Origin of the sequence: Bacillus sp. AF62, assembly GCF_050312695.1 — a bacterium.
Lineage (GTDB): Bacteria > Bacillota > Bacilli > Bacillales > Bacillaceae_G > Bacillus_A > Bacillus_A cereus.
The window spans coordinates 120034-134955 of record NZ_JBNPJZ010000122.1 but is presented as its reverse complement, the minus strand read 5'-3'; the positions used below and the strand labels follow the sequence as shown (position 1 = coordinate 134955).

The window sequence follows — 14922 nt, the reverse complement described above, 5'->3', positions numbered from 1 at the left end:
ATACTATCATTCTTCCAGGAAAACGGGTTTCTTTATGCATTCATTTTTGGATATTTATGAGTTTTGCAACACCCTCTTTTAAATAAGACGCCCCTTAAAAACACACTAGATTTTCCCATTAACTCACATATACATAGACTTTATTTGTGGATTTCCCATTTTTCATTGTGAAATATACATTTAAAAAGCGTACTCGAAAATAAGATATTATTTGTAATCAGAACATTTTCTTCAACAAGTGTTTATTGAAAAATACCATAACTAGTAGTAGTTCTCTCCACTTTCTCTTAAAAATTAGCATAGTTTGTATGAATTCTATATCGAGTAGAAGACACTCTATCATATAAAGATAAAATAGTAGGTTAATAAACAAGCCATTTTTTTATTAAAACATAGAATACTATGAACACTATTGAAAGGAGGTAGAAATAAATGTCCTGGAAAAATGATTGCTGGAGTTCTCAGAAAAAGCATTGTAATGATGATTGGTGGAAATCTAAAGAAAAGTGTCATTGTGATGACGATTGGAGTTCTCAGGAAAAACATTGTAATGATGATTGGTGGAAATCTAAAGAAAAGTGTCATCGTGATGATGATTGGAGTTCTAAACGAAATAAGTGTCGTTGTAAATGTTTCTTTATTTGTTGCCATTGTAAAAGAAAAAATTGGTAATATTTTTAATGTCAACGTAAAGGAAAGAATATGTCTTTTGGAACCGATAAATACTAGAATGTATTATACAAAAAGCTGACTGAATATAGTCAGCTTTTTATCAATGAACACGTAAAGATTTCAACAGACATATGTATTTACTGATTAGGTGGGCTATTAAGAAAAAACAAGCTAACTCTTATAAATCGATTTTTAATTACTTCACGTACGTATAAAGCTTTAGATGCCCTCATTAATTCAGACGAATTCACCAGTATTTTCACCAAAAAATTCATGGAATCTTTAATTAGTCGAGTACTTTCATTGCCTTCAGAAACCCGAGAGACAAGCGGGGTTTCTTTTATTTAAATAAAGATTTTGTTTAAACTTTACAAAACTCACCTATATTAAAATATCTTCTAAAATCCTTATTGAACATTTATAATACTATTAAACGGTTTAAATTCGACAATCAGTAATGGAGGCATTTTAATGGGAAACATCCCAAAAGTATCATCACACCAATCAAATCCTAATATACCCTCACAGCAAGTGAATCCTAATACCCAACAAGGTAGTATTAAAAAAACAAGACGCCGTATTATAACTACTTTGGCTTTTATATTACCTATAATTTTTGTCCTTCAATATTCTCTGAATAACCAACAAGAAATGATTAAAGAAAAACAAATCACACTTAATACGGAACAACAAAAATTATCTTCTGTAAAGAAGGATGGTCATTCCCTTAACAAGGATGTCAAGGCTTTAACAAGTAGTGAAGAAGAAATTTTAAAATTCGCAAGGAAACTGTATGGATTTTCCAAACCGAATGAAACTATATTTCAAATAACTGAATAAAATTACACGGCATTACCTAAAAGGCGATTTGAAGATAATCGCCTTTTTATATTTAATTTCTAAAGGAATCATACTAATCTCTCTTTCTATCATATAACTACTTTGTTTAATTTGTTAAAATAAAACCGCTTGTCCGTTTCACTTTGCTCTATCATTACATTTACTATTAGTAATACGATTTTTAGAGGTGATAAATAATGGACAAGTTTTTATCTTTTGCTGCACTTAATCCGGGTTCTATTGGACCTACACTTCCACCTGTTCAACCTTTTCAATTCCCTACCGGTCCCACCGGTTCTACAGGAGCTACTGGATTAACCGGATCAACTGGACCGACTGGGCCAACCGGATCAACCGGATCAACCGGACCAACTGGATTAACCGGACTAACTGGATTAACCGGACCAACCGGATCAACTGGACCTACCGGATCAACTGGGCCAACTGGGCCAACTGGACCAACTGGACCAACTGGACCAACTGGACCAACTGGATTTAATCTTCCTGCTGGACCTGCATCTATTACCTTGACTTCTAACGAAACCACAGCATGTGTATCCACTCAAGGAAATAATACTTTATTTTTTTCGGGTCAAGTATTAGTAAACGGTAGTCCTACTCCAGGAGTAGTGGTCAGTTTTTCATTTAGTAACCCATCTCTTGCTTTCATGGTTCCTCTTGCTGTCATTACCAATGCCTCAGGTAACTTTACCGCTGTATTTCTAGCCGCTAATGGGCCTGGAACAGTAACCGTTACTGCTTCACTTCTTGATTCTCCTGGAACAATGGCTAGCGTCATTATTACCATTGTGAATTGTCCGTAAAGATTTTATTTTTAAGAACTAAGCAATTTCTAATAAAAAGAGCACTGATTTATAGTGCTCTTTTTTTATCATTTGGATGTGCCTTTCAAATTAAATTTCGTAACAGCCTATTAAAATAACGCTTTTATTGAATTTCATCCTTAACAAAATTTAATTACTCCAATGAATAAACATGCCACAGTATCGTATTTTAATAAAAACTATAAAACAGACATACTTAACACTAATAGTAGAATTTTTCTTCTTCATCAAATTCACTTCTTTTCTTTTTATAAACATAAAAAAGGATCTCTATTTATACAGAGATCCTTTCTAACTTTATAATTTACTAGACTGTAACCCCTGAATAAACGGAACTACTTCAGGATTTACAAGCGATGATAAATCACCTAACTCTTTTCCTAAGTAAGCTGCTTTAATAACACGGCGCATTACTTTAGAGTTACGTGTTTTCGGTAAATCTTCTACAACGTGGATGTCTTTAGGACACAACGCTTTTCCAATATGAGAGTTTACTAAACTCATTAATTCTTTCTTTAATTCTCCTGTGAATGTTACATGGTCTCTTAACACTACAAAACAATGACAAACTTCACCTTTTACTTCGTCAGGTACACCAATTGCAGCAGCTTCGATTACATCGTTATGTTTCACAAGAATAGATTCATATTCAGCAGGTCCAATACGTTTACCTGCAATATTTAACGTATCGTCTGAACGCCCTGTGATGATATATTGTTCACCATCGTAAATGACCCAGTCACCGTGGACCCATTTATTTTCAAAACGCGACCAATATGTGTTCACGTAACGTTCATCATCTTCCCAGAAGCTTTTCGTCATACCTACCCAAGGTTTCTCTAAGCATAATTCTCCGACTTCATCTCGAATTGGTTTACCTTGATCATCCAGTACGACAGCTGCCATTCCTGGTAAAGATGCGTTAAAACTAATCGGTGCGATTGGCTTAATAAGAACATTACCGAAAATCCCACCAGAGATTTCAGTTCCACCTGAGTAGTTACAGATTGGAACATTTCCTTTTCCAACTGTTTCAAACAGCCACATCCATGGATCAGGATTCCAAGGTTCTCCTGTTGATGCGAATACTTCCAAACTCTTTAAAGAATGTTTATTGACATACTCATCACCTTTTGCCATTAATGCTCGGATTAACGTTGGCGAAATACCTAGATGAGTAATTTCATATTTATCAACTGTCTCCCATAACCGGTCTGCTTCTGGGAAGTCTGGAACACCTTCGTACATAACCATCGTTGCTCCATTAATGAGTGAACCGAATAATAAAAATGGCCCCATCATCCAACCCATATCAGTTACCCATAATACACGATCACCTTGTTTAATATTCATTCCAAATCCTGCATCAAAAGCTGCTTTCAAAGGAAATCCTGCATGCGTGTGTACTGTTCCTTTCGGCTTACCAGTCGTTCCTGATGTATAAATGAGCATTAATGGATCATCACTTTGCATTTCCTCGGCATGTATGAATGGTTTTTCTTTTTCTAGCGTACTCCACGAAAAGTCATAGTTATGTGGTGTAAAATCATTTCCTGCATGACGAACGATAATAACTTTTTCAACAGTTGGGCAATGTTCACAAGCTTTATCTACTTCATCTTTTAAAGAAACAATTTTACCTCGGCGTGAAAATCCATCTGCGGTAATAATCATTTTTGAACCTGCCGCTTGCACACGTGTCATGACTGCATCAGACGCAAAGCCTGAGAATATTGGTGAAATAATTGCTCCGATTTTCATTACAGCTAGCATCGCAACAACTGTTTCTGGAATCATCGGCATATAAATTGTTACACGATCACCTTTCTCAATACCCGCGTGTTTCAAACCATTCGCAACACGGCTTACCCAGTTGTCAAGCTCTTCATATGTAAATGATTTTGAAGTTCCATTTTCCCCTTCGTACTGAAGTGCTGGCTGTATTCTCGTCTCTTCATCCGCAAGCCAGCGGGATAAAGCTGATTCTACAACGTTACATGTTCCGCCATTATACCACTGTGCAAACGGTGTACCATTTTCTAAGTCTAACACTTCTGTATAAGGTTTCATCCATTGATAGCCTACTGCTTTTTCTGCCTCTCCCCAAAACCAAGCTGTTTCCTCAATAGATTTATTATAAAAAGTTTCATAGTCTTCATATCCCAATGATTTCATCCAACCATATAAACGTGTTTTTTCCTTGTACTCTTCTGTTGGAAACCAAACTGCTTGTTTCAATGTTTTCCCCTCCTTAACTTTTTGAGCAAGAAAGCCCTAAATAGGGCTTTTAAACTGGATATACAGGATGTTTACGATCCGTGAATACTTGATATTTACTCATATACATTTCGAAACGTCCTTTTAACTCTTCACGTAAATTGTTTGGATGAACAATACCATCAATCATCATCTCTGATGCTAAATGATAAATATCAATATCTTTCTTATACTCTTCACGTTTTTCAGCAATGAAGCTAGCACGCTCTTCTTCTGGTAAAGCTGCAATTTTATTTGCATATACAGCATTAACCGCAGCTTCTGGACCCATTACCGCAATAGAGGCTGTCGGTAATGCCAGGCAGCAATCTGGTTCAAATGCTGGACCTGCCATCGCATATAAACCAGCACCATATGCTTTACGAACAACGATAGAAATCTTCGGTACAGTTGCTTCACTCATTGCAGAAATCATTTTTGCACCGTGGCGAATAATACCGGCACGCTCTACTTTTGTACCAATCATAAATCCTGGTACATCCGCAAGGAATAATAATGGAATATGATATGCATCGCATAAATTAATAAACTTAGCAGCTTTATCAGCTGAATCGTGGAATAATACGCCGCCCTTCATACGCGGCTGATTTGCAATAATACCAACTGGCTTACCATCAATACGTGCTAAGCCTGTAATTAGCTCTTGAGCAAATAATTTTTTTACTTCATAGAATGAACCTTCATCAATAACTCTATTAATGAGATCTTTCATATTGAAAGGAGCATTTTGATTTTCTGGAATGATTTGTTCTAACGTTTTATCGAATTGTTTCGGTTCTTGAGGTGTAACCAATGGAGTCTTTTCTAAGTAGTTGTTTGGAAAATATGAAATGTATTGTCTTGCTTGTGTAATCGCATCTTCTTCTGTCTTACATAAAACATCTCCGCATCCTGATACAGAGCAATGCATACGAGCTCCGCCCATCTCTTCTAAAGTTACCTTCTCACCGATAACCATCTCAGCCATACGAGGAGATCCTAAATACATAGATGCATTTCCTTCTACCATCATTACAACGTCGCAAAAGGCTGGAATATAGGCACCACCAGCTGCAGAAGGTCCAAATAATAAGCATACTTGAGGAACTTTACCTGATAATTTCACTTGATTATAGAAGATTCTTCCTGCACCACGGCGCCCTGGGAACATTTCTACTTGATCTGTAATACGCGCTCCAGCAGAGTCAACTAAATAAAATAACGGAACACGTAGTTTTTCAGCTGTTTCTTGAATACGTAAAATCTTTTCAACTGTGCGTGATCCCCATGATCCAGCTTTTACAGTAGAATCATTGGCCATTACACACGCAGTACGACCATGTATTTTACCCGTTGCCGTTACAACGCCGTCCGCAGGTAAGCCTGTTTGTTCACAGTTAGCAAATAATGCATCTTCTACATATTCGCCATTATCAAATAGAAGCGCTAAACGATCTCGAACAAATAATTTTCCTTTTGCTTTATTTTGTTCATGATACTTTGGTGCGCCGCCTTGTTTAATCGTTTCAACTCGTTCTTCAAATGAATTAGATTGTTGTTTTTGATCTAACATATTTACTCCCCCTTATACGTTGGTGTGCGTTTTTCCTTGAATGCTTGTAATCCTTCTAATCTATCTTTCGTATGGATTACACCTTCATACGCTTGTTTTTCCATTTGTAATCCGGTATGTAAATCAACTTGAACACCATTTGAAATTGCCTCTTTTGCTAATCGAACAGCAATAGGTCCATTACTAGCAATTTTCTCTGCTATTTCAATCGCTTTCTCTTCAAGTAAATTAGCTGGTACAACAAATTCTACTAAACCATATTCTTTTGCTTCTTGCGCTGAAATACGTCTACCTGTATAAATTAATTCTTTCGCTCTACCAACACCAATTAATCTCGGTAAGCGCTGTGTACCACCCGCTCCTGGTATAATTGCAAGTGTCGTTTCAGTAAGACCAAGACTTGCAGATTCAGCAGCAATTCTAAAATCACAAGCTAAACTTAATTCCGTACCACCACCAAGTGCGATTCCATTTATAGCAGCAATAACTGGCTGTGGTAATTGTTCAACCATCTCCATAGTCGTGCGAATCATACTAACAGCATGGCGAACTTGTTCCTCATTCATACCAGCACGTTCTTTTAAATCAGCACCAGCACAAAATGCTTTTTCACCAGCACCTGTTAGAATAACTACACGCGTATTGGACTCTTCACTTATTTGAGTTAATATGTTTTGTAACTCTTCTAATAACGCTAAAGATAATGAGTTTGCTTGTCTTTCACGATATAACGAAATCTTTACAACGTGAGGTGTTACATAATCAACTGAAATGTTTTGTAATTGTAGCATCTTCTCACCTACTTATCGTTTTATGTTGAAGCGCTCTATACACATGACTCGGTAATTGGATATTTAGCTTACTTTGAATAAATTGACTAGCTCGCAATAACTTTTCTTCGTCTATATTCGTTTGAACTCCTACTTTATGGAGCATATGTACTAGGTCATCAGTAGCAACATTACCTGATGCTCCTGGTGCATAAGGGCAGCCCCCGAGTCCACCACAAGAACTATCAAATGTTGTAATACCGTATTCTAATGATTTAACTACATTTGCTAGAGCCATTCCATACGTATTATGAAAATGCATGGCAAACTGCGAAGCATCATACTTCTTTAATAGATGTTCTAATACTTGTTCTACTTGTAATGGATTCGCTACACCGATTGTATCCCCAAGAGAAACTTCATAAATGCCGTATGAAAATAGTTGATTACATAATTCGTCAACTGCTGTGACACTTATATCCCCTTCATAAGGACATCCAAATACAGTAGAAACATAGCCTCTTACCTTTTTCCCTTCGAATAATGCCTGTTTTGTTATATCTTCGATTACAACTAATGCTTCTTTAATTGATTTATTAATATTACTTTTATTATGAGATTCACTTGCTGATAAAAAAACATTCACCTCATCTACATTTTGCAAAAAAGCTCGTTCCAAACCATTTTGGTTCGGAACAAGCGCAGCATATGTAACATTTGGATCCCTTTTCAGCTCAGAAAACACATCATTTGCATCCGCTAATGCTGGGACCCATTTTGGGTGAACGAATGAGGAAACTTCAACATACGACAATCCTGCTTCTGTAAGTAGTTGAATCCATTTTACTTTATCTTTTGTGCCAACAATCTTTTTTTCATTTTGTAAACCATCACGTGGTCCTACTTCTTTAATGACAGCAAAATTAGGTAGTTTCAATTCGCTTCCCCCTATATCTCCCTATTCAATTTCTAATAATACATCTCCTTCATTTACAAAATCGCCTTCTTGCACATTAATTTTCATAACTGTGCCGGCTTCTTCTGAAATGATTGGAATTTCCATTTTCATAGATTCCAAAATGACGACATCCTGCTCTTCCTCTACTGTATCTCCTACTCCTACAACAATCTTCCAAACGTTTCCTGCCATCGATGCGTATACTTTCGTCATCATTTTTTCCCCCTTAATATTGTTAGATCTTATTTTTTAACGAGTTGTTTCGTTACAAAACCCGTTGTATAAATACCCGCTTTGAACACTTCGTCTTCCAAAACTTGCAGTAGCATTGGCGTGTTCGTTTTAATGCCTTCTACTTTTAATTCTTCTAGAGCATCATGTAATTTCGAAATTGCTTCTTCACGAGTCTCGCCATGTGCAATAACTTTCGCAATCATTGGATCATAGAAAGGTGTAATCGTTACATGATTTTCTAAGAAGTGATCAATTCGTACATTTGACGGTAATGTTAAATCTGTAATTTTCCCAGGTGACGGGAAGAATGTTTTCGGATCCTCTGCATAAATACGAGCTTCAATGGCATGACCACTACGTTTTACATCATCCTGAGTAAATGATAGTTTCTCTCCACTTGCGATAAGGAGTTGCTGTTCTACAAGGTCTAATCCCGTAATTTCTTCTGTCACTGGATGCTCTACTTGTAATCTCGTATTCATCTCTAAGAAATAGAAGTTCTTCTGATCATCTACAAGAAACTCAACTGTACCTGCATTTGTATAGCCAAGTGCTTTGGCAGCTTGTACAGCAACTTCTCCCATCGCCTTTCGTGTACCTTCATCTAAAAATGGTGAAGGTGCTTCTTCGATTACTTTTTGATTTCGGCGCTGTACCGAACATTCACGCTCCCATAAATACACTGTGTTACCATGTGTATCTGCTAAAAGCTGAATTTCAATATGATGCGCATCTGCTATATATCGCTCTAAATACATTTCTCCGTTACCAAAGAAGTTTTGCGCTCTTGTTTTATTACTTTCAAACGCTTTGGTGAGCGTTTGCTCAGTTTCCATCAACTGCATACCAATGCCTCCGCCGCCTGCGGATGCCTTAAGCATTAATGGATAACCAATTTGTTTTGCAATTTCAATTGCTTCTTCAGCAGTTTCAATATTTGTAGTAATACCTGGGACTACTGGGACATCTGCTGCTTGCATTGCGATACGTGATTCGATTTTACTTCCCATCTTCGTAATGATTTCTTCTGAAGGACCGATAAATACGATACCTTCTTCTTTGCAACGAACCGGAAAAGACGGATTCTCTGATAATAAACCATAACCCGGATGAATCGCTTCTGCATTTGTCTTCTTAGCTATTTCAATAATTTTTTCAAGGTTTAAATAACTTTCTTGAACACGCGGTCCACCTACTAAGTAAGCTTCATTTGCCATCTTCACATGAAGGGCATTTTCATCTGCTTCAGAATAAATAGCAACAGTGCGAATGCCAAGCTTTTGACAAGTTTTCATAATACGAACAGCGATTTCCCCGCGATTCGCAATTAATATTTTTTGAAACATAGTGATTCCTCCCTTTTATCTACATCCTAAATGTCTAGCAATTACGAGACGTTGAATTTCAGAAGTTCCTTCACCAATTTCTAATAGTTTCGCATCACGAATATGTCGTTCAACTTCATATTCACGCATATAACCATATCCACCATGAATCTGTACTGCTTGATTCGCAATACGGCTTGCTGCTTCCGATGCAAATAGTTTTGCCATTGCCGCTTCTTTGCCAAAAGGTTTATCGTTATCTTTTAACCAAGCTGCTTTATGTACTAAATTGCGTGCTAGCTCTACTTCAGTCGCCATATCAGCTAATTTAAATTGAATCGCTTGGAAATTAGAGATTGACTTTCCAAATTGTTGACGTTCTTTCGCATATTGCAATGCACGTTCAAAGGCTGATTGCGCAATACCAACTGCCAATGCTGCGATTGAAATACGCCCTCCATCAAGTGTATATAAAAATTGTTTAAAACCTTTATTTACATCACCAAGAATATTTTCTTTCGGTACACGAACACCATCAAGTACGATTTCACAAGTATTAGAAGCGCGAACACCCATCTTATCGTAAGGACTTGAAATCGTTAATCCTTCACTCGTAGTAGGCACGATAAATGCAGAAATACGTTTTCTACCATTCTCTTCAACACCGTTGACAGCGGTTACAATAATTGTATTTGCATACTCTGCGTTTGTAATCCAACACTTCTCACCACTGATTACATACTCATCACCATCTAATACCGCTTTCGTTTGAGTGCCACCTGCATCAGATCCAGCATTCGGCTCCGTTAATCCGAAGGCACCTAATGTTTTACCTGACGCCATTGGAACTAAATACTTTTGTTTTTGTTCTTCTGTACCGAAATAATAAATTGGAGAAGCACCTAATGAAATTGTTGCAGCATAGCTTAAACCAGTGCCACCACAAGCGCGACCAATTTCTTCAACTGCTAACGCATACGATACTGTATCGCCACCTGAACCTCCATACTCTTCTGGGAATGGGATGCCTAATAATCCTAGTTCGCCCATTTTTTGAAATGTTTCATATGGAAACTCTGCAGTTTTGTCATAATATACAGCTTTCGGTGCGATTTCCTTTTCAGCAAAGTCACGTACCATTTCTTTAATCATTTGTTTTTCGCGAGTTAGAGTAAATTCCATTCCGCTACACACCCCTTATCGAATATTGAGTTTCGACAGCGTGCGAGTTTCTACTACAAACATAACAACTTAAAAGACAAGAATTTTAGTTAGACAATTGCTACAATTCTGTCATAACTTAATTTTAAAACAGATTCTGTACTAATGCACAAAAAAATTCCTACATTGTTCTACAACAACATAGGAGGTTTTGTGTCGAATTATGTAATTTATTGTTTAATAATCTCTACCTTTTCCGGAATCAGAAATTTCTACTAATGCTTCAGGGTATGGTTCGAAATATGTTTGTCTTAATAAATACTTTTCATCAAATCGAATAGCCCATGATTTTAAAATTGTAAGTAAACTACTAAGTGGTATTTTCTTTTCTGCATACTTTTGTAACAGTTCTATAAAATGATCTTTTTCTTGTTTTTTTAACTTTGTTTTAAAATATCCAAAAATGTGCTCGCATACATTTACATTCGATGTATAACGGGGCGCACGCATAAATAATTCATATAAAGTCTTCTCATAGTTTTCAAATACCACTTCAATCTTTTCATTTTTTTGATTTGCAATTATACGACCTAATTCCTTTTGTTTCACCTGATTATATGCCATAAATAAATATTTATTGTCCGACTGAAACGATACAAGTTCTTTCATATTTTTATTGTGTTTAATCATTTTGTAATATGCGATTGTAAATAACCTTGTAAAGAAATGCTCTCTAATAATAAAATTCGACAATCTACCTTCCTCTTCAATAGGAAGATGCGAAAATTTTTTTACTACTGCTCCGCCAAATAAGCCCGATCCTTTTCCCTTTGCTGGCGCTTTTTCAAAACCAGAATAAATTTTCACATCACGCGTACCACAACTTGGTGAACGATTCTTTAAAATAAAACCATCCACATCCGGTATCGTTTGTAAAAAGTCATTTGAAAACTGCTCCATTTTTTCAGTTACATCTTCTCGTGTCGACGGTTGCACAAGTCTATTCTCACCATTTTCTTCTACAATTCGTATCGTTTCACGAGGAGTCCCCAATCCAATCTCGACTTCTGGACAAACAGGTATAAATGTAACAAATGGCTGCAAATTTCGTATTGTTACATCTGGAATCATCTCTCCATTATAACGACAAGCATCAAATTCTAAACATTTACTTACGACGATTGTTGGTTTTGCAAATTGTCGCATCTTATTACCTCCTTAGTGCTAGCCCGTATAATATAAATTGTACTAAGATTAACATTTTAAGCAAAGTTTGATTCATTTATTTTTATGAGAAATATATATCCAATGATATATTAACAATCATTCAACTCTATTTTCTATAAATGTGCGCCTTATTAATGAGGGTTTAGATATTGTGAAATGAATAATACACACTTGCTTCGGAGAAATTAATGATTAAGAAAGGAGGGATTGTTATGAAAAAGAAATTATCATCTATTTTAAGTGTTTTAGCACTATCTATTATGTTTTTAGGTACATCTACGCAAGCTGAATACGATGGAAATAATATGAATAGAGTTAATAACACTGATATTTCAACTCGAGTAAATGACAATAACTTAGACAGAGTTAATAATGATGTAAGAACTCGAAATGTAAATACAACAAATGATTTAAATGATAATCGTGATAAAAATAATAATTGGGCTTGGCTTGGTTTATTAGGACTAGCAGGATTATTAGGTCTTAGAAGAAGAGACAAAGAAACACGCTGATTTAGAATGTTTTTAGTAAACAAGTACTTATTTATCAAAAATATATAATGAAAATAAATCGCCTTTTTAAAGGCGATTTATTTTTACTTAAAAGTAATGTATGTAATTCACACTTCAACGATTAAAATCGTGGAGTTAATCCATACAATATAAATTGAATCGTATTTTCAATTTCCGCTTCATCATTCCATTTTTCTTCAGGCAATAATAAAAATCGTGTTAATAATAAACCTAATACAGCTGATAAAGTAAGACGTAGTACGGAAGATGGTGGTATCTCAATAATTTCCCCTTCTTCTTGAAATTTCACAATCAACTTTTTGAAATGTGAAAACAGTTCTGTTTCTACTAATTGCTGTATTTCATTTTTCAGTTCTGGTTGGAATGGCACCTCTTGAATTAATATTTTTATCATAGGAAAGTGTTTTTGAGCAAATTTAAACCTATTATGAATTACAACCCTTAAAAGTCTTTCATATGATTCATACTCCGATTTAAATATTTCTTTTGCAAAGGTTTGTACGAAAAATGGTGCAGCGAACTTAGTTAAAGTTGGCATTACGACCGCTAGTAATAAATCTTTTTTCGTCTTATAGTAGCGGAAGATTGTTCCTTCCGCTACACCAGCCCGTTTTGCAATTTCACTTGTTGAAGTTGAAGCGTATCCTTTTTCTCCAAACATATCAACAGCCGCCTCTAATATTCGCATTTGACGTTCATTTTTTTTATCCGTATTAGTTGCAGCTATTAATTCCTCCAGCCAATCCTTCTGCATTTATAAAGCTCCTTTTTGTCATTATTATATTTTGCGATGTTTCTTTAAAGCAAATACATTTCCTACTGCAAATAATAGTGAAAAAAGTAATAATACAGTAAGATCTAATGCAATCTCTGTAAACCCTTGATTCCGAATCATCACTTGTCTCATTGCGTCAGCGCCGTATGTGAGTGGAAATACTTTCCCTAACATTTGTAGCCACTTATTCATAGATTCCATTGGAAACAATCCAGAAAAGAAGATTTGTGGCACAATAACAAGCGGTATAAATTGAATCATTTGAAATTCATTATTTGCGTATGCCGATAAAAACGTACCTAATGTTAGTGCAGTTAAAGAGAGCATACATGTAATAAGTAACGTTAGCCATATGGAGCCAGCTACGTATAAATCTAAAATATAAACGGAAAAACTTACGATAATAATGGATTGTATAAAGGCAAAGATTCCAAAACCAATAATATAACCTGCGACTATTTCCCATCTTCTTACTGGGGTGGATAATAACCTTTCTAGCGTACCACTTAAACGTTCTCTTACGAAAGATACACCTGATAATATAAATACAAAGAAAAATGTAAAGAAACCAATTAATACAGGACCAAGCCCATCAAACATCGTAAAGTCTTTAGAGCCATGTAAATAATTTACTTCAGGTTTCATAATCGATACATCATTCTTCTCTGTGCTTTTTTGCAATACTTGAAGTACAGCACGATTTTTTGACGAATCACTACCTTCCAACAGAAGTTTCATTTTTCCATTCTCTATTCGAAGTATTGCATCTACCTTTTGTTTTTCTAACTCAGAAATCGCGTTTTCTTTACTGTATTCATAAATTGACGCTTCTTGATTTTTCATCACTTTTACTATTTGAGCGGGCATATCAACAACAGCAATTTGCGGTATATAGTCTTTTTGTGTAAACACTAGCGATAATAGCCAAAGTAATAACATTGGTGCCCCAAACATCATCGCTAACGAACGCTTATCTCGAAAAAATTGGCGAATAATACGAATGATTACACCAGTAACTCTCATGATGACACCACCTCTTCCAACAAAAAGACATCTTCAATCCGTCCAGATGACACGCGTTTTTTCAATTCTTCAGTTGTTCCAACCGCAACTAGTTTCCCTTCTCTAATTAACCCTAGACGCTCACAAAATTCAGCTTCATCCATAATGTGCGTCGTTACAATAATCGTTGTGCCTTTCTTTTTAAGATCATAAAATTTTTCCCAAATCGTTTTTCTAAGAAGCGGATCTATCCCCACTGTAGGCTCATCTAAAATTAATATTTCTGGTTCATGGAGGAGTGCTATTGCTAATGATAAGCGTTTTTTCATTCCACCTGAAAATTGTTGTACTTGCTTTTTCATATACTGTGACAATTGTACAAGTTCAAAAACCTCTGCAATTCTTGTCTTTTTACTTTTTCCCTTTAATCCAAACATCGTTGCTATAAAATCTGCATTTTCATATGCTGACAATTCTTCATATAATGCATCCGCCTGGGCCATATAACCAATTCGTTTCATTTCATTTAAATTAGGCATATTAGTATTATTAACAAGCACTTCACCTTTCGTTGCCTCATTAATACCTGCAATCATTTTAATGAGCGTTGTTTTCCCCGATCCAGAAGGTCCAACAAAACCAAAAATCTCTGCTTTTTCAACTTGCAATGAAAGATTGTGTAACACTTCTTTTTTTCCAAAACTTTTTGATACAGTCCGTAAAATAATTGAAGGTTGTTGCACGTTTCATC

General features: G+C 35.7%; 16 protein-coding genes and 1 pseudogene. 4 read left to right on the top strand and 13 right to left on the bottom strand.

All coding sequences use genetic code 11. The annotated features are described in order from the left end of the window. The first annotated feature begins 412 nt into the window (after positions 1 to 412). The 3 genes and pseudogenes from ACQRBL_RS29310 to ACQRBL_RS29300 form a co-directional block, all read left to right on the top strand. Positions 413 to 751 carry a hypothetical protein gene (locus ACQRBL_RS29310; protein ID WP_411996085.1) on the top strand — a complete coding sequence of 113 codons (339 nt, stop codon included), beginning with the start codon at positions 413 to 415 and terminating at the stop codon, positions 749 to 751. Positions 752 to 1143: 392 nt separating this feature from the next. Then, positions 1144 to 1512, top strand: coding sequence for an FtsB family cell division protein (locus ACQRBL_RS29305; protein WP_000526886.1), 369 nt, complete (start codon positions 1144 to 1146; stop codon positions 1510 to 1512). Between the two features lie 197 nt (positions 1513 to 1709). Continuing rightward, a pseudogene (locus ACQRBL_RS29300) lies at positions 1710 to 1766 on the top strand (exosporium leader peptide-containing protein); the annotation flags it as partial. A gap of 17 nt (positions 1767 to 1783) precedes the next feature. On the opposite strand, the gene ACQRBL_RS29295 reads toward ACQRBL_RS29300, so the two are convergent. The 10 genes from ACQRBL_RS29295 to ACQRBL_RS29250 form a co-directional block, all read right to left on the bottom strand. Beyond that, positions 1784 to 2059 carry a hypothetical protein gene (locus tag ACQRBL_RS29295; protein WP_411996084.1) on the bottom strand — a complete coding sequence of 92 codons (276 nt, stop codon included), beginning with the start codon at positions 2057 to 2059 and terminating at the stop codon, positions 1784 to 1786. 45 nt (positions 2060 to 2104) lie between these two features. Beyond that, positions 2105 to 2320, bottom strand: a complete 216-nt coding sequence (locus tag ACQRBL_RS29290) for a hypothetical protein (RefSeq protein ID WP_000236251.1) — start codon at positions 2318 to 2320, stop codon at positions 2105 to 2107. A 334-nt stretch (positions 2321 to 2654) separates the two neighbouring features. After that, positions 2655 to 4595, bottom strand: coding sequence for an AMP-binding protein (locus ACQRBL_RS29285; RefSeq protein ID WP_411996083.1), 1941 nt, complete (start codon positions 4593 to 4595; stop codon positions 2655 to 2657). 49 nt (positions 4596 to 4644) lie between these two features. Continuing rightward, the gene (locus tag ACQRBL_RS29280) at positions 4645 to 6186 is read right to left on the bottom strand and encodes an acyl-CoA carboxylase subunit beta (protein WP_411996082.1); all 1542 of its coding nucleotides are present in this window, start codon (positions 6184 to 6186) and stop codon (positions 4645 to 4647) included. 2 nt (positions 6187 to 6188) lie between these two features. Further along, complete coding sequence (locus ACQRBL_RS29275; RefSeq protein ID WP_023522006.1) at positions 6189 to 6977, bottom strand: enoyl-CoA hydratase; 789 nt, start codon at positions 6975 to 6977, stop codon at positions 6189 to 6191. A 4-nt stretch (positions 6978 to 6981) separates the two neighbouring features. Further along, positions 6982 to 7893 carry a hydroxymethylglutaryl-CoA lyase gene (gene mvaB / locus ACQRBL_RS29270; RefSeq protein WP_411996081.1) on the bottom strand — a complete coding sequence of 304 codons (912 nt, stop codon included), beginning with the start codon at positions 7891 to 7893 and terminating at the stop codon, positions 6982 to 6984. Positions 7894 to 7914: 21 nt separating this feature from the next. Beyond that, entirely contained in the window at positions 7915 to 8130 is a 216-nt protein-coding gene (locus ACQRBL_RS29265) for an acetyl-CoA carboxylase biotin carboxyl carrier protein subunit (RefSeq protein WP_001987345.1), read from the bottom strand. Positions 8131 to 8156: 26 nt separating this feature from the next. Further along, entirely contained in the window at positions 8157 to 9494 is a 1338-nt protein-coding gene (locus ACQRBL_RS29260; protein ID WP_016098542.1) for an acetyl-CoA carboxylase biotin carboxylase subunit, read from the bottom strand. Between the two features lie 15 nt (positions 9495 to 9509). Then, positions 9510 to 10655 (bottom strand): acyl-CoA dehydrogenase, encoded by a 1146-nt coding sequence (locus ACQRBL_RS29255; protein WP_000397282.1) that lies wholly within the window; start codon positions 10653 to 10655, stop codon positions 9510 to 9512. 216 nt (positions 10656 to 10871) lie between these two features. Beyond that, a complete protein-coding gene (locus ACQRBL_RS29250) occupies positions 10872 to 11840 on the bottom strand; it encodes a YbgA family protein (protein ID WP_242806445.1) in 969 nt (322 codons plus the stop codon). Between the two features lie 233 nt (positions 11841 to 12073). On the opposite strand from ACQRBL_RS29250, the gene ACQRBL_RS29245 reads away from it, so the two are divergent. Continuing rightward, on the top strand, positions 12074 to 12373 hold the full coding sequence (locus ACQRBL_RS29245) for a WGxxGxxG family protein (RefSeq protein ID WP_000728157.1): 300 nt from the start codon (positions 12074 to 12076) through the stop codon (positions 12371 to 12373). 121 nt (positions 12374 to 12494) lie between these two features. Here ACQRBL_RS29245 and ACQRBL_RS29240 read toward each other — a convergent pair whose 3' ends face one another. The 3 genes from ACQRBL_RS29240 to ACQRBL_RS29230 are packed head-to-tail and all read right to left on the bottom strand — an operon-like array spanning position 12495 to position 14914. Beyond that, entirely contained in the window at positions 12495 to 13148 is a 654-nt protein-coding gene (locus ACQRBL_RS29240) for a TetR/AcrR family transcriptional regulator (protein ID WP_065483689.1), read from the bottom strand. 24 nt (positions 13149 to 13172) lie between these two features. Next, entirely contained in the window at positions 13173 to 14192 is a 1020-nt protein-coding gene (locus ACQRBL_RS29235) for an ABC transporter permease (RefSeq protein ID WP_006928521.1), read from the bottom strand. Next, a complete protein-coding gene (locus tag ACQRBL_RS29230; RefSeq protein WP_411996080.1) occupies positions 14189 to 14914 on the bottom strand; it encodes an ABC transporter ATP-binding protein in 726 nt (241 codons plus the stop codon). Before ACQRBL_RS29230 ends, ACQRBL_RS29235 begins: the two co-directional genes overlap by 4 nt. Between the last annotated feature and the right edge of the window lie 8 nt (positions 14915 to 14922).